16 protein-coding genes are annotated in these 15479 nt (G+C 32.5%); 11 read left to right on the top strand and 5 right to left on the bottom strand.

What is annotated here, in order from left to right:
* A complete protein-coding gene (locus AB1280_RS13625) occupies positions 1-387 on the top strand; it encodes an Imm3 family immunity protein (RefSeq protein WP_098521315.1) in 387 nt (128 codons plus the stop codon).
* Between the two features lie 1039 nt (positions 388-1426).
* Here AB1280_RS13625 and AB1280_RS13620 read toward each other — a convergent pair.
* Positions 1427-2589, bottom strand: a protein-coding gene (locus AB1280_RS13620) for an IS3 family transposase (RefSeq protein WP_429756159.1) whose coding sequence is annotated in 2 segments (ribosomal slippage) — positions 1427-2307 and positions 2307-2589 — 1164 coding nt in all. Because the reading frame shifts where the segments join, the coding sequence is not laid out codon by codon here.
* A 387-nt stretch (positions 2590-2976) separates the two neighbouring features.
* Between AB1280_RS13620 and AB1280_RS13615 the strand changes: the two genes are divergently transcribed.
* The 4 genes from AB1280_RS13615 to AB1280_RS13600 all read left to right on the top strand — a co-directional run bounded on the left by AB1280_RS13615 (position 2977) and on the right by AB1280_RS13600 (position 5139).
* Positions 2977-3306, top strand: coding sequence for a deaminase domain-containing protein (locus tag AB1280_RS13615; RefSeq protein ID WP_429757341.1), 330 nt, complete (start codon positions 2977-2979; stop codon positions 3304-3306).
* 22 nt (positions 3307-3328) lie between these two features.
* Positions 3329-3724 carry a hypothetical protein gene (locus AB1280_RS13610; RefSeq protein WP_429756158.1) on the top strand — a complete coding sequence of 132 codons (396 nt, stop codon included), beginning with the start codon at positions 3329-3331 and terminating at the stop codon, positions 3722-3724.
* A gap of 227 nt (positions 3725-3951) precedes the next feature.
* Positions 3952-4647: an HNH endonuclease gene (locus tag AB1280_RS13605; protein WP_429756157.1), complete on the top strand. Its 696-nt coding sequence runs from the start codon at positions 3952-3954 to the stop codon at positions 4645-4647.
* A 21-nt stretch (positions 4648-4668) separates the two neighbouring features.
* Entirely contained in the window at positions 4669-5139 is a 471-nt protein-coding gene (locus AB1280_RS13600; protein ID WP_429756156.1) for an SMI1/KNR4 family protein, read from the top strand.
* Positions 5140-5525: 386 nt separating this feature from the next.
* Here AB1280_RS13600 and AB1280_RS13595 read toward each other — a convergent pair.
* A protein-coding gene (locus AB1280_RS13595) for an IS3 family transposase (protein ID WP_429756155.1) occupies positions 5526-6874 on the bottom strand; the annotation gives its coding sequence in 2 pieces (ribosomal slippage) (positions 5526-6418 and positions 6418-6874; 1350 coding nt in all).
* A gap of 385 nt (positions 6875-7259) precedes the next feature.
* Between AB1280_RS13595 and AB1280_RS13590 the strand changes: the two genes are divergently transcribed.
* The 3 genes from AB1280_RS13590 to AB1280_RS13580 all read left to right on the top strand — a co-directional run bounded on the left by AB1280_RS13590 (position 7260) and on the right by AB1280_RS13580 (position 8739).
* Entirely contained in the window at positions 7260-7514 is a 255-nt protein-coding gene (locus AB1280_RS13590) for a hypothetical protein (RefSeq protein WP_429756154.1), read from the top strand.
* On the top strand, positions 7515-8030 hold the full coding sequence (locus tag AB1280_RS13585) for an Imm6 family immunity protein (protein ID WP_429756153.1): 516 nt from the start codon (positions 7515-7517) through the stop codon (positions 8028-8030).
* A 241-nt stretch (positions 8031-8271) separates the two neighbouring features.
* Entirely contained in the window at positions 8272-8739 is a 468-nt protein-coding gene (locus AB1280_RS13580; protein ID WP_429756152.1) for a DUF2004 domain-containing protein, read from the top strand.
* A gap of 423 nt (positions 8740-9162) precedes the next feature.
* Here AB1280_RS13580 and AB1280_RS13575 read toward each other — a convergent pair whose 3' ends face one another.
* Both AB1280_RS13575 and AB1280_RS13570 read right to left on the bottom strand, forming a co-directional pair.
* A complete protein-coding gene (locus AB1280_RS13575; RefSeq protein WP_429756151.1) occupies positions 9163-9906 on the bottom strand; it encodes a siderophore biosynthesis protein in 744 nt (247 codons plus the stop codon).
* Positions 9907-10025: 119 nt separating this feature from the next.
* Positions 10026-10601 carry a hypothetical protein gene (locus tag AB1280_RS13570; protein WP_429756150.1) on the bottom strand — a complete coding sequence of 192 codons (576 nt, stop codon included), beginning with the start codon at positions 10599-10601 and terminating at the stop codon, positions 10026-10028.
* Between the two features lie 619 nt (positions 10602-11220).
* Here AB1280_RS13570 and AB1280_RS13565 point away from each other — a divergent pair.
* From AB1280_RS13565 to AB1280_RS13555, 3 genes are all read left to right on the top strand, one after another.
* Entirely contained in the window at positions 11221-11856 is a 636-nt protein-coding gene (locus AB1280_RS13565) for a hypothetical protein (protein ID WP_429756149.1), read from the top strand.
* 217 nt (positions 11857-12073) lie between these two features.
* A complete protein-coding gene (locus AB1280_RS13560) occupies positions 12074-12400 on the top strand; it encodes a hypothetical protein (protein WP_429756148.1) in 327 nt (108 codons plus the stop codon).
* A gap of 315 nt (positions 12401-12715) precedes the next feature.
* Positions 12716-13195 carry an Imm30 family immunity protein gene (locus AB1280_RS13555; protein ID WP_272190369.1) on the top strand — a complete coding sequence of 160 codons (480 nt, stop codon included), beginning with the start codon at positions 12716-12718 and terminating at the stop codon, positions 13193-13195.
* A gap of 1039 nt (positions 13196-14234) precedes the next feature.
* Here the strand turns inward: AB1280_RS13555 and AB1280_RS13550 are convergent.
* Positions 14235-15473, bottom strand: a complete 1239-nt coding sequence (locus AB1280_RS13550; protein WP_429756147.1) for an MFS transporter — start codon at positions 15471-15473, stop codon at positions 14235-14237.
* Positions 15474-15479: the final 6 nt, after the last annotated feature.

Here is a 15479-nt window from a genome sequence, read left to right as displayed (position 1 = left end):
ATGGAAGATTGGGAGTATAATGAATTAATTGAGGCTGTTAAAGAAATGTATGATAATATGTTAAATGAAAATAGAGGATATAAATATGCTACTGCAAGAACATTTTATGAGTTCGAAACCGTCTGCAATGAGGGTGAAACAGAAAATTTATTAGTTCACTTAGCCATTGGAGAGATAGTAGTGACACATCCAAAAGTTTTTGTGGGTGTGGTTGATATCATAAAAAAAGAACTAGGAAGCATTGATAGGAATGGATTAGAGAATGAATTGTTATCAGAAGAGGTTGAGGATCTGTTGACCAGAATAAATAATGTCAATCATAAACTTAATAACGTAATATTGGACTATGATCCTAATGCTGATAATTATGATAATACGTCAAGATAATAGACACAGATTCCTACCGGCTTTCGTTTGGTGGTCTTCATAAAAAAGTTTAAATAAAGAATAATATGTATCCTTTGTAGAGGTCATCTTGAAAAAAATTATGCAACATCAAGAAGATGATTTCTGTATTCGGGTATTTCCCCTTATAGTAGACAGCTGAAAGAAGGTTACTGTACTGTTTATTATGGAGGGGATTTTTTATGTCTTTAGATAAAGTTCTATTGCAGGATGTGAGGGAGTAAAAAGATTTAGAGAGAAGGTAGGATTAAAGCCATACTCAATAGATTCAGGTGATACAGTTGCAAGTATTACTGTAGGCAATAAGACTTATTTTGGTGTAAATTCAACTATTACCAAAGAGTCACATAAAGAAACTAGAGAGCTGCGGAAAAGTGGTTAAGAGAAGTAGAGTGGGTGCCGCCCAAAAAGGATAATCCAAAACATTTGAGACATGCAGAGTTATATTTTTTAATAAGAGCATTTGAAAAACATGGATTTTTAAATAACTAATATTTATGAATAACTTTAAAGCTTTTTTGCTCTAAGTAATACTCATGTTTAAATTATAGTTTATAAAAGTAAACAAATTAGTTTGCTTATAATGATTTTTAAAATATTACAACCTATGATACTAGATTTATAGCTATGTACAAGAGCAAAAAAGTTTGTAGTACAAAAATTAAAAATATGAACGCATATAAGACAAGTGAACTCAAAAAAACAGGCTTTAAAAAAGTAAGGACTCATGATGGTTGTACCGTCATGGAGTACTGTGTGCAATGATAGAATAGAAAACAAAGTACGAGCTTAGGCGAGATGACATTTTACGGGGCGATAAATATAAACACATGGAGTGTATATTAAACTAACAAACTCGTACAAACTCGTAAGTTTTAACATAGTATTTGTCATGATGTACAAAAGGTGTCATACTGTTACTACAAAACTTACAAATTTATGCTACTTAAAAACATATGAACTTAAAGCACTTGATTGTCAATTTGAACTGGACCACTAATGTGAGACAGGAATAAAACACCTATGCTACCTGTTCCCTATACTCAACCGGGGACAAGTAGTTTAATTTTTTAAACGGTCGTATGTAATTATAATAATGCATGAAATCATTTACTTTTTCTAGTACAATAGAATTTGTAAGGCGTACCCTTTTTGGGGTATAGAATTCTTCCGACTTTATGGTGGAGTGGAAGGATTCTATGACGGTATTATCGAAGCGGTTTCCTTTCCGGGACATGCTTGTGATAATGCCTTTTTCTTCGGCTAAATTCTGAAAGGCATAGGAAGTATAGACGGATCCTTGATCACTGTGAAGTGTGACACCTTTTACTTTTCGATTCTCGCAAGCAGCTTGTAAAGTCTCTAGCACAAGGGATACATCTTGACTCTCCTTCCCCCGATAAGCGATGATTTCGTTACTATACAAGTCCATAATCGTCGATAAATACATCATAGACTCCCCAAAAGGTAAATACGTAATATCTGTTACCCACTTCTGATTTGGTCGGTCTGCTTGAAAATTTTGTTCTAAACGATTGGGTACCATTTTCTGACTTTCTCCTAAAATCTTTACTTTTCGTTTTGGTTTTACTCTGCACTGAAGGCTATGTTTTTGCATAGTTCTTTGTACAGTCTTTCGATTCACGTGTATTGCTACTTTTGTTCGTAATAACCCAGTGACAGTGCGATGCCCAATTCGAAATTTGTAGGTTGTACAAAGCCTTTTAATTTGTTTTTCTAGAGGAGACAAGCTCCATGACTTTCCCCTCCAGTGATAATAGGTAGCACGAGAGATACCCATGCATTCACAAATAAGACCGATGGGATAACAATTTTTCATTTCCTCTACGAGTGTAATGATGAATTCTGGGACCATCTCCTTTCGATTTCCTGATACTTTTTTAATATTTCTACTTTCATCTCAAGATAAGCATTTGTTTGTTTTAACTCTTCCACTTCCGTTAAATCTGCAGGGCCTTTCCCATAACTATACTGTTTGCCAATTGGTTGTGCGAATCGATGTTCTTCCCCATTTCGAAACCATTTCATCCATCTTTTGATCTGCGACACATCACGAATACCAAACTTCTCCATAATTTCACGATTGGTTAACTTTCCCTCCAACTTCAATTCAATCACATGTCTCTTCACAGATTCTGGATAATAATTTTTCTTTTTCCCCATAGAAAAAACACCTCCAATTTGTCGTTTACATTTACATATGACAGTGGGGGTGCTTTATCCTTGTCTCACTTTACTGGGTCATTACAGTCACTTACATACCCTAAGGATTGAGACAAGGCCAGAGCATTACTCACATTTCAGAGAAATAATAGAGATGATAGGGAAGCGGGCAAGCCGAGTAGAATTTGTGAGCTGTGATGTAGCGTATGATATACCAACGAAACTAGAAAATGTGGTCGTTATACCAATAGATGTGCGGAGGAAAATGAGTCATTGTGAAACGACACGTTATTTTGGTGAAGGTTATCAAAGAAAACAGAATGGATATTGTCGAATTTATGATAAGAGACTAGAGCTATTTAGAAATAAAGGTATTTATTTGGAAAAATTTCAGGAATAAAAAAAGATTTTAAAGCACATAGTCAAATACATTCTAGCGATTCATTGGGTTATGCAGATGATTTTTCAATTACTCCGTCAGAAAAGGATAGAGTTCTAACGAATTATGTGGATGATGTACACCCAAGGTATAATGACACAGAAGCTAAAATTTTAGAAGATATCGCTTCTAAAATAAAAGACCCCAATATAAAAGGGGAAATAAATTTATTCTCTGAACTAGATTGCTGTCAAAGTTGTACTAATTTAATATTTGAATTTAGGGAAAAATTCCCCAATATTAAGGTGAATGTTATTACCAATAACACGTTAAAATAATAAAAAGGGAGATTGGATATAAATGAGCAACTCAATAAATTATGAATATATAATTGAAGCAGTTCAATTAGACTTGGATGAATATGTAGATGAAGATGGTTTAACTGTTACTCAAGCCAGTGGGAAAATCATTGAGGAAGAATGGCAAAATATTAATACTAATGATTTTATAAAGTATTCGTATCTTGTTAATCTTGCTTTAGAAGGAATAAAAAGAAAACAACTTCCAGATTTTTTATATGAAAAATTGTCTCATGCTGGAGAGGCTATTTCAAAAATAGAAAACAATGAATTAGAAGAATTAAAAAAAGATTTTAATATATATCAGGATAATTTAAAACAGAAATCATTTAATTTTATTAAGACTAGTGCTAGTGATAAATCAAGAATTGATTATATTTTAAATCAAAAACAATAGTTTATTTTTCTAGATTTTGAGGGGAATATTCTCAAGGTGAAAGGGACAATTCCGAAAGGGATATGTCCTTTTTTGTGTTATCTAGGTGTTTAGAGGGAAGCGTCTAGATAACATTGAACAGAGAAAAACATTTTAAGCTATAAAAGAATTATGCAGACAAACAAGTATGATTGGAAATACCATTAGAGGAAATTTTTTTATGATGAACGCTTTCCGAAATGTCATTCTTGAATAAGTTGCCGGATAGTATGAAGCATGTCGTGGAGAAGATTAAAAATATTGAGATCCGGGATTTATCCCCTGAACCTTCGGCAACTGGCGTTGGGAGTGTGGAGGAAAGAAAAACACTTGGAGAGTTATTTTCTGTTTCTAAGGGTGAAACTAAGGGTACGGGTAATAGAAGTAAGACAGTAAGTGAAGTTAATTTAAATAATATAGATGATTTTATTAACGGAACTAAGAATTTTGATGATGTATTAGATGATTATGCTCGACATTATATTGAGGTAATAGATATTAAAAACTGGTCTTGGGCCAATAATATTAAAGGTGGAAACAAATTAACAAGTAATAAAAGAAAAATGATAAAACAACGAGCTGAAGAACTAGGTCTTATCCCGAAAGTTGAAGTGAAAAAAGTAGAAGGTATGCGCTATGGATTTGCTGATTTTGAAGGACTTGGTCTAGTAGTGCATAAAGATGAACTTCCAAAAGATTTATGGTTAAAAAGAGATGTGGAGCAATTTGACTGGTTGAACAACAGGCTTCCAGAAGATATAAGGGCTATGGTGGAAAATGGTTCTTATACGTGGCATCATACTGAAGTACCATGGAAAATGAAACTAGTTCCTTATGGAATCCATGGTATTACTGTTCATAATGGTGGAAGGACTAAAGGAATGTGGTCACATGCGCCAAGATGATAAAAAAAAGGAGTGTTTTTAATGGAAATAAAAAAAGAATCTATAATTTATCCGTTACCATCTGATAGTTTAATATTAAGGAAAGAAGAATTTTGGAGAGTTCAACTACCGATAGATTATAAGAATTTCATAAAAGTTAATAATGGTGGTTCCCCAGAAAAGAGATCTTTTGTGTGTAATAACCATAGCTATGCAGTTATTAGGTTTTTATGTATTCTTGAAGCCCCAGAAAATATTGAAATAGGTATGTTTGATATTGATGTAACATGGACTCAGCTAGATGAGAGACTTACGGATGATGGAGATTTACTGGGAGTAGCTTTATTACCAATTGCTGTATTATTTGCCGGTGATTTTTTATGTTTAGATTTTAGAGAATCAAGAAATAACCCTAAAGTTTGTGTGTGGGATCATGAGAATTCTGCTGAACTTGAACCAGTAAGTTATCATGTTGCAGATACCTTCGATGAATTTATGGGTATGCTTCACTAATACATCTATCTAGACAAATCACATGATTAAAACTAGCTAAAGGAACTCCAAAAAGATTTTTGAATGATACAGAAAAACAATGAGGAGTTTGAAAATAATGACTCCTGATGGTTGTACCATCAGGGGCCACTATGTGCAATTCTAGTATAGAAAAAGCAGTACGAGCTTAGGCGAGATGACATTTTATTGGCGATGAATATAAACACATGGACTGTATATTAAACTAATGAGCTCGTACAAACTCGTTAGTTTTAACGTAGTAGTTTTCATGACATACAAAAGGTGTCATACTATTACCACAAAACTTACAAACTTAATGCTACTTAAAAATAGATGAACTTAAAGCACTTGATTGTGAAGTGAACCCAAAAAGTTAGACACATATTTTAAGCAGCTAATGAGGAATGCGTTCTGTATTGTACAGGGCTCATTCTTTTTAGTTTTGTTTTGATTCGATCATGATTATAGTAGTAAATATATTTTTCTAATTCTAATTGAAAGTGTTCCATACTTTCGAACTCTTGTAAGTAGAGTAATTCAGACTTTAATAAGCCAAAGAAATTTTCGATGACTGCGTTATCTAAACAATTCCCTTTACGAGACATACTTTGTGTAATTCCTTTTTCTTTTAATACATGTTGGTATTCCTTCATTTGATAGTGCCATCCCTGATCCGAGTGGAGGATAGGAAATTCACCATCTTTTAATTGTTGAAAAGCCTTATCTAACATTTTTGAGACTAATGGGTAAACAGGGCATTTCTCTACGTTATACGCAATAATCTCACCATTATATAAATCAAGTATCGGAGATAAATACAACTTCTCACCATGTATGTGGAATTCTGTCACATCTGTAACCCACTTCTCATTTGGTTTCGTTGCTCCAAAATCACGTTTTAGAATGTTTGGTGCGATGTTGCCAACTTTCCCACGATATGAGCGATACTTCTTCATACGGACAAGAGATTTTAAATTCATTTCGTTCATTAAGCGACGAACTGTTTTATGATTTAATATGATACCTTGATTGCGTAATGTCCATGTAATACGCTGATAGCCATATCGACCTTGGTGCTTATGGAAAATCTGTTGGATTATTTCTTTCACTTCGTAATATTTATCTGAGCAATCCATTCGTTTCACCCAGTAATAATAGGTACTGCGCGGAATATCAGCGACTTTTACTAAGTCAATGATTTTAAATTCGTGCCTCAACTCATAAATTATTTGCGCTTTGTCTTGTTCTGTGATTTTTCCTTTTCTTGAATTAAGGCATGTAACTTTTTTAAATACGCATTCTCCATACGTAATCTCTCAATTTCAACTTTTAATGCTTCTTTCGATCCTTCTACTTGTTGGTTGTTCTCTGGCTTCTTTTTCATAAGTGGGCGCCCCTTCTCCTTTGGTTGAAGAGCGTCAATCCCTTGTGTCTCAAATAAATGTTTCCACTTCCATACAGTGCTAGAAGTAGGAATATTAAATACTGCGGTAGCTTCTGCGATGGACGCTCCCATCGCGTTTATAAATTTAAGTACGTCCATTTTAAACTCAACAGAGTAATTTGTATATGTCTTTTGAAGACCTGCCAATCCATGCCTTTTAAACTTAGCTACCCATTTTTTTAACATATTCATATCTACACAATGCTTTTGAGCTATATCCTTAAAGGATTCTACGCCATTAAGATAAGCAGTAACAGCCGATAACTTGGTTTCTAAAGAGTATTTCTTCATAAAAAAACTGCACCTCCAATTGTTAGACGGTGTCTAACAATTGGGGTGCAGTTCAGCAACAAGTGCTTTTTATTTTAAGATTACAACATAGGGTACGGGTAAAGATTTAAGTAAAATAGAAGTTGGAAAGGCAGAATTAGATGTTTTACGTTAAAAATTAAATGTACCTGAGGCTCATACTATAGCTGTTAGAAAAACGGAAATATCAGGACTAGAAGGGAAGATTTTTTAAGGGAGTTCAATAAAAGTTCGTAGAGAAGCTGGATTGCTTGATCTAGATAATATAATGCCTAATAGAGAAATAAGAGCGCCGTATGATGGAACTAATCCACGACATATATAATTTCTGAAGCACGCTGAAGAAGGAGTTATTAATGAATTTGATATGCCAATCAAAAAATTAGGAGTTAATCCAAATGAGGTGGAAGGAACTCTTGTAATACATCAGTCAAATCCAAGAGTTGAATGCTCGATATGTACGCAAGGTATGACTAATCCAAAGAAAGAATTTGGGGTATTTATAAATCTAAGTAAAAAATATCCTAATTTTACAATTAAAGTTACAACTGATGTCAAAGAAGGTATTAGGGTTTCTGGAAAGGAAAGTTTTATTTTAAGAAATAGAAAATTAGTTGAGTAAATGAGGGATATTATGTTAGATACATTTGAAAATTTAGGGTCAGATAGACAAGTTGCATTTTTGTTAGGGTTAAGTGGAACAGTTGTTAATTTGTTAACTTCTTCTTCAGCATACAAAGATATAAATAACGCTATGAAAACTTGTTGGGAGTGGTTAGAAAATAAGCGATATTTAGGAGATGAAATCTACTACCTTTTAGACGATGGGACGGAATTTACAGGTTTATTTATGCAAATGCAAGATGAAAGTAATCCATTAAAAGAATTAGTGTGGGGTTGTATTGTAGATGCAATATCTTTTACTACTTGGAGAGCTTATCAGTTTGATAATGAAGAATATTTGCCTGCACCAATTGAAAATGTAGACGGAAGCATATTACAACAGTTTTTAGATGGTTTTTATGAGATAAAATTAATAAATAAGGTAGTAGCTAAAGAGTTCATTAATTATTTAGAGGATAGTAATACTTCGCTAAAAAAAGATGATATTATGCACTTTTTAAAAGAGTTGTTATGAGAAGGCTTGTAAACATCGTTTATGGAATGATGAAACATAAAGCAGCTTATGAGTTATCGGTAGTACAAGAGAAAGAAGTAGTTTAATAAGGTTTTCCATTTTTATCTTCATGGCAGATAGGTAAGCGTATTTTCGCTGGAACTATACTCTTTACCAAACCTCTAAATAAAATGTATGGCTGAGTAGTTGCAAGTCTGTATTTGTTAGTGAGGGATTTTCTAATAAAAAGGAGAATTTGAAAATGATAATAAATGATGTGGTTTTTGGGGAGCTTAAATATGATTATGTATGGGTTAAGTACACTACCATTGAATTTTATGGAAAAGAAGCTGAAATAGCATTGATGGTTAAAGGTGAAGAAGACGGTAAGTTTGATGAAGAACAATATGTTGCTTATAACTCATTAGTGCGAAATTGGGAACAATTACAGCAAGGTTTTTTACAAGCAATATTAGACTATTATAAACAAGAGCGTCAAGAACTAGGATATGATATTGAAGTTAATGAAAATTATCCACAAATCGAAACAACTAATCAATTACTTGAGAAGATAACTTTAGTTGGAATTGTTGTTCCATATGGAGATATTCATCAAGATCGAGATATTGGGATAACCTTTGATTGTACATGGGACACTGAAAATGGACTAGGGCTTCGTCTATTAAATGAAAAAGTAACTGAAGTAGGCTATCAAGATGTTGCGATTTAAATATGGAATTTGCTAATAAGAATTAACAGAGAAAGACTAATGAATTATGAACAATGGTGGTTAATATACATATAGCCTAGGGCTTCTTTTCAAATATAAATCTGAAGAAAAAGAAGGTATACTATATAGATTGAGCAAGAACCTAAGAGATGTTTTTAAAGGTAACTGACAGACACGCTTAATAAATTTACAAGGTTTATTCCAACTTGAATGATGAGGAAGAAGATAGACAGATCTCTTTTGAACTGTTGAGTAATTCACCCACGCTCATGACTAGTTAAAGAAATTAAGTATTTATAGATAAACATTTATCAATGATCTTCTAATGTATGAATAGAATACAAAAAAGGAAATCGAAATGATTTCCTTTTTCACTCAAATGTTTGCCGACAGCTCTTTCCTGTCTCTACTGCTTCTTGTACCTTATGTATACTCAAAACAAATTACTGCTTTTCTTAATTCTTTATTGAAAAATAGGTATATACGATTCGCACCATAAGCTTGAAAATAATACCCTGTAACAAATCCAACATATGTAAATGAATGGCCATCTTCATCTTTTGGCACATACAGTAGATTGGTATAGTCAAAAATTTCGTCTTCGCTAACGCAATCTTCCAATAGTTCTTGCCCTTCTTCTGTCATAAAACGTATATCATCCAGAATTCCATTCACCTCGGGATAATTTAATCCCCAGCCATTTGTTTGCTTTTCGATAAACTTTTGTTCTAATGCTTCTACGGATGTAAATTCTTTTCTAAAGCTAGAATAAGGATAAATTTTCTGATTACGTTGAAAAAATTCTTTACGGATTTGATAATCTTTTTCATTACGCACATAGGCTTTCTCTACAATGTCGGAAGGGCTTTGTTCAATTTCAAAGTAATTCCAATCTGCTTCAAATTTATACTTTCCGTCAATCACATCAAAGCCTAACGTATCTTCTTTCGTATAATTCGTGTGAAATGGTTGGGTAAAATCGCCAACACAACCCTCGTGAATTTCCTTTGCTGACACAATATGTAACCATTGATCCCATTCTGGTTCAATGCATTGTAAGTTTATAGAGCAAATGGGTAAAAAGTGTTTTTTATGCTGCTCCAAATGATCATAAAACACTTCTTCATATGCAGGAAAGGGTTTAATGAATTGTTTAGGAATGTTCATCTGTTCTCCACCTTTATACAAGGTTTTTGTTTAATTTTATCTGAAACGTAGACAAAAAATAATTCCAAAATCAACTTATATTGTATATTTTGTTTAGGTAACACCCATGCTCATCAACTTTACGGGTTTGATGGATACCAAGAAAATTTTGTATCACTATCAAGTGGTTTATTCTGAGTTTCCTTTTTAATTAGGTTGAACCATTCAGTTAATATTTGATCTTTTGGTAATTGTGAGGCAGGGTCGTCTTCCCAAATGATGTGTGAAAACCAGGCCTTTGTTTCCCATTCAAATTGCAGTTCAGCAAACGAGATTGTAGGATGGTCCGCTTCATGAAATTGCAGGTTTACTGCATCTGAAACTTCTGAAGCTTGTGGTAACAACTCATCCTTAATTCTATTTTTAATCATCTGATCTTCTAGCTGATTCCAAAAATACAATTGCCCGTTAATTTGATAAAAAATATCAAAAGAAGCTTCTCCTTTTTTAAAATTAACCAAAATAAAAGCGCGTTCCACATTATTGTCAGCGGCTTTTACAGTATTGACAATTAAATTTTGTGCCATTGATACCCAAAAGCTATTTGCTTCTTCTATTGGAGATTCAACATATAATTCTTCACTTAGTTCATTGAGGGTTACCTCTCTATTGTTTGCTTGTTCTACTTTTTTGAAAAATCTACTAAAAAAGCCCATAACTTCCCCTCCGTGTTGTCATTTTCTCATTTTGTATTTCAATAATTAGGTAATAATTAATGCTATTGCCACTGTAATCATATCATTTTCGGATGGGTTATGAAACTGAGCTAATGAATGGAGTTTGTCCTGTTTGCGTCAATCATGCTATTGTTGTTGATTTAAATTTCCTTAAACCGATGAACCCTAAAGGATTGGAAGAATTAATGGAATAGGGCTGCGTTTATTAAATGAAATAGTAACTGAAGTAGGTTACCAGGATGTTGCAGTTTGAATAGGGAATTTGTTAATAGGAATTAACAGAAAAAGAAGGTATAAATTGAGCAAAAATTTAAGAGACGTTTTTAAAGGTAATTGACAAGCCCGCTTAATACATTTATAAGGTTTATTCCAACTTGAATAATGGGGAGGAATGAGCATTTTTTATGGCCAAAAACAAAGGAGGAAAAGGAAAATTTGACGGATGAAGTTGATGGGGATTTGAAATAAAGTTTAATCGCTTATAAGAAAGATTAACCGTTTCTAAAAAAGTTGCACCGTTGTACCATCCGGATTTAGTATTTATACTACGCCCTAGGGCATTAATTATGAAGAACAAAATTTAACTAGGTAGGTGTGAATGATGGTAGGTAAAGTGGATGATTTTTGCTTCTCTGAAAAATATGATTGTTGGGATGGATCTATAAACGTAAATTGTTCTGTTTCGTTTTTTGGACAAAACAAAATTGAGTTAGGTGGGTATTTAGAAAGTAATCAACCTTTAACAAAAGAAGCTTATAATACGCTATGTTATGTAAAAGAACACTTTGATATTGTTTATGAAAATATACTAAAGGTTCTATTTGAATTGCAATTGAAAGGTTTCATGAGTTACGAGATATATAATAAAAATGACGATTCCTTTAGTCCTATTACTTTTAATAGTATGGAAGAAATTCATCCTTATTTAGGGATTCCTACATTTGAGATTTTACCTAACTATACGAAGGACAACTATGCTTACTTTGCAATTTCATTTCATGATGAAGGTTGCTTGCTATCTATCGAACATGGTCTTATAGCTTTATTTTTTAAAGATAATCTGATTCAAATTGAACCTTCTGATTCATATTGTATGATTCAGAGACTTATGGATTACGAGGAAGATTGTACAAAGTGGCAAAAAGATTTTTGGTTAGTGTGTTATGAACTAGCTGGGAACAACTTACTTGAAGATAAAGAATTGTTTAGAGATAAGTGGTTGAAGGGTAAATAACCCTTTCCTTTTTTTTAATAAATGTTATAAGTTCGTTTCCTGTTTGATAACGAACTTTAAATTCCTCAGCGAATAAATTATTCGGTGTAACATTTAGTATTTCTAGGAACTTTCCATGCTACGTTTAATAATTTGTATGGATGCACGGGGAAATAGTTTATCAGGAGAGCTGATACTAGATGTTTTATTTTTTTAGGGGGGTTTTAAGGTGCATTGTATGTCCTTAATAGTTAGACCAGATAAGAATATTGTTAAGTATATTACTTTTTTAAGAAAATTTAGTTATAAACCAATTAGTGAGTTAAAAAGAAATATAGAAGATGAAACTCCAGTTTTAAAGTTTAGTTATTATGATAAAGAAGAATTGATTAAACTTAAAAATATTGTTGTTAAATTGAACGCATTGGGTGCAGAAGTAAGAATTCTTGAGGAAGAAGATAGGCAGATCTCTCTTGAACTGTTGAGCAATTTAATTGAAACGTGTAGAGAAATAGAGAGAGCGAGAGAAGAATTAGATGATAGAATATTAGAAGACACTGAATAGAAAATCTTTGATAACAAATGAATAAAGATACTTAATAACTTTGTGAAATATATCCTTTGTAAAGAACATTAAAAAAGTTAGGCAGTTTTAAAAAGATGATTTTTGTATTGTGGTATTCCCCTGTAGTAGACAGCTGAAAGAAAGTTACTGTACTGTTGATTGTGGAGGGGATTTTTTGGGGGAAAAGAAGATCTTTTCGATTGAATTTAAAATGAAAGCTATTGATTTCGTAGAACATTATAGTTTGTCATTTCATGTGTCTTATGTTTTTCAATAATATCTGATTTTGTTAATTTTTTAAAAGGGGAAGTTTATATGGATAGTAGATTTGAAATCAAGAGATTATATAATTGTAGATTTTTGAAAAATCAGTCAGAATGTGAAGAGTTTGACGATGCATTAGAAAGCTTAGCAGATTGTGATGATGAGAAGCTTATTAAAGAGTTGTGTATAGTATTTGAGGATGAAACACAAGAGGAAGAAGTTATGTTTGGTCTAGTTCATTTTATTGAAAGTTTTGAAATGGAAAAATATCTAACAGAGATGCCTAAAGCTTTACCAAAAATGGTTGAGAGTGCAAAAGAGTGGGCAATGCTACTAAACATAAGAATTTTAAATAATGATTTATATAGAAGTGAGTATGCTAAAATTCTTGTAGGAATGAATAGTGATATAAAATTAACAGTAATCAATTTACTTAATGAAATTATTTCTGACGATCCTAAAAGATTCGAGGGCGTTGCTAATGAAATTCTTAGTAAATTAAAAGAGGCTGATAGAAATTCATTCATGTAGATAGAATAAAAACCGATTTGATAAATTAGTGTCATTTCGGTTTTTTGTTGTCTTTTTTGACACACGATATCAGTATCCATCGTGTTTGTACCATCACTGAAGAAACCAACTTTAAAAAATGGTATGAAACAACTCAATACAATCATTGTGAGCATTATAAGATGAAAGATAGCGCAGCAGGTGTAAGTGGATGAAGTAGAAAGTGAGGAAGATAGAATGTATATAAGTAAATTAAAAAATATAATTAAATCCAATAATGACTTATTAGACACATACACTAAAGAAAAATGTGCTGACTTCTCAAAGTAACTAACTATAGAGAAAGAAAATTTTCATTTTAGGGGGTATTTTGTTTTTTTAGCTTGATAGCGATGGGTCCAACCAACAAAACGCGTATTTCGTACGCTAAGCAAATTTCGACACGAAAAAATTGATTTTGGTGTACACTAAGGATTTTTAGACGATGTAACAGAAACGATCGTTTTTTTACAATGCCTGTTCCAACAAGGGCTCGTCCTTAATTCATTGATTATGATGTAAAAAAACCTTGTCATATTAAAGTTTATATCCTTAGCGTACAAAATCTGTGAAATGTTGGTGCGGACCTTTTAGCCTTTATATATAGAGTGAGATAGGAAATTTATAAAAAGTGAATAATAACAATGGTTTAAGAGGTATAGAGTGTACCCAAAAGGGAACACCTGAAAAATAACGATTCATAAAAAAAGATGTCAATATAAAATGACATCTAAAACAAATAAATAGGTAACTTGTGCTTTTTACCATCTTCTGTTGGCCGAATAGGAGCTTTTTGGTTTTTCTTGGTTCTCCGTATAAGTGTTATGTTAAGTTGAATGTTAACTTTTTTAATTTGTAGCAAAAGTTAACGTATATTTTATACATTGACATAGTACCAAAAAAGCACCTCCTAGTACTATACATTCATACATGTATAGTACTAGGAGGTGCAGTCTGTTTAGACACATTATTTGATTGGCGGCTTACTGTTAATCCCTATCTTTCTTCTAACACTGTATGTTCAATGTATGTTTTGTAATTTAGTATTTTGAAAGAGTAAGAAAAAGAAAAATGCACTTAATACTGCAGAAAAAGCTGCGATTAGAAAGGCGCCCTCATAGCTTACAAATGATACAAGTACTAATAGCTGAGGTGCAAAGATTTTACTAATGGAATATCGCATATTGGCTGCAGCAAAATATTGCGCTTTTTGATTAGCAGTAGCGATTCCCGCAATATATGCATCCTGTGTACTCACAACAAGTAGCTCAGCTACTGTAAACACTATTATTCCTATAAAAAAAGTGATGTAACTTTGCGAAAATGCAAAGATAATCATAGAGAGAGCATACAATAAACTCGATCCTACAAAGCTAAACCTTGTACTATATCTAGATAAAAGCCTTCCTACGATACTCCCAAAGACGATTACTACAATACCATTTGTCATTAATAAAGATGCGTAGTATTGAGAAGCATTTATTGAAATACCGAATATGGATACTCCTTGAGTTAAGTCCTCAATTACTTTGGAAGGAAGCAATATTTCCAATTGCATGAAAGCCTGAGCTGCAAAGATACTGGCTAGTACAAAAATGAATAGTCGCCTATCCTTTCCTATAAGAGCTAAAGTGGATAGGAAACTACTTTTATTAGATTTTTTTTCTATAGTCAAGTTTCTATTATCTCTAAATTCCGGGGTTCCCCATAAAGAAATAAAAAGAAGCAACAGAGCCGAAATTAAAGATATCCAAACAAACCATATCGGCATAGAATCAAATATAAAACTACCTATAAGTGGCCCGATTGTTACTGAAGCACTAAATATTTGATAGGATAATATATACGTTTTTTTCTGTTCTTTTTCATCAAGCCAATCTGAAATATAGGATTTCCCTACTGGTAAATATGCGGCATATGTAAGGCTCATTAAAGCGAAACTCATATAAATTGTTACATTACTTAATACTAATCTTCCAATAATAAATAATGTAGTAGCAATTAGAAATCCTATGCTTGTTAGTATTATTACAGGTTTCCTACCAAACCTATCAGCAAGAATTCCTCCCCAAATGCCAGAAAACATTCCTAAAACTGCAATAGTTACTAAAGCAATAGAAACAATACCCGCATCCCATGCTTTTGTTAAATATAAAGTCATGAAAGGGAAAAGCATATAAAATAATATATTTTGAATACCTTCAGAAATAAGGCGTAAACGAATATGATTTTTTTTCATTTTTATATGATTTGTAGACATGTTGAT

The sequence above is a fragment of the Bacillus sp. S10(2024) genome, assembly GCF_050473865.1.
Lineage (GTDB): Bacteria > Bacillota > Bacilli > Bacillales > Bacillaceae_G > Bacillus_A.
This window is presented reverse-complemented; position numbering and strand designations above follow the sequence as displayed.

Excerpts from the sequence above, each read along its gene's own strand:
- AB1280_RS13580 (WP_429756152.1), top strand. The coding sequence starts at position 8,272 with ATGATAATAAATGATGTGGTTTTTGGGGAGCTTAAATATGATTATGTA.
- AB1280_RS13590 (WP_429756154.1), top strand. The coding sequence starts at position 7,260 with ATGCCAATCAAAAAATTAGGAGTTAATCCAAATGAGGTGGAAGGAACT.
- AB1280_RS13555 (WP_272190369.1), top strand. The coding sequence starts at position 12,716 with ATGGATAGTAGATTTGAAATCAAGAGATTATATAATTGTAGATTTTTG.
- AB1280_RS13575 (WP_429756151.1), bottom strand. The coding sequence starts at position 9,906 with ATGAACATTCCTAAACAATTCATTAAACCCTTTCCTGCATATGAAGAA.
- AB1280_RS13560 (WP_429756148.1), top strand. The coding sequence starts at position 12,074 with ATGTCCTTAATAGTTAGACCAGATAAGAATATTGTTAAGTATATTACT.
- AB1280_RS13565 (WP_429756149.1), top strand. The coding sequence starts at position 11,221 with ATGATGGTAGGTAAAGTGGATGATTTTTGCTTCTCTGAAAAATATGAT.
- AB1280_RS13625 (WP_098521315.1), top strand. The coding sequence starts at position 1 with ATGGAAGATTGGGAGTATAATGAATTAATTGAGGCTGTTAAAGAAATG.
- AB1280_RS13585 (WP_429756153.1), top strand. The coding sequence starts at position 7,515 with ATGAGGGATATTATGTTAGATACATTTGAAAATTTAGGGTCAGATAGA.
- AB1280_RS13610 (WP_429756158.1), top strand. The coding sequence starts at position 3,329 with ATGAGCAACTCAATAAATTATGAATATATAATTGAAGCAGTTCAATTA.
- AB1280_RS13550 (WP_429756147.1), bottom strand. The coding sequence starts at position 15,473 with ATGTCTACAAATCATATAAAAATGAAAAAAAATCATATTCGTTTACGC.
- AB1280_RS13600 (WP_429756156.1), top strand. The coding sequence starts at position 4,669 with ATGGAAATAAAAAAAGAATCTATAATTTATCCGTTACCATCTGATAGT.
- AB1280_RS13570 (WP_429756150.1), bottom strand. The coding sequence starts at position 10,601 with ATGGGCTTTTTTAGTAGATTTTTCAAAAAAGTAGAACAAGCAAACAAT.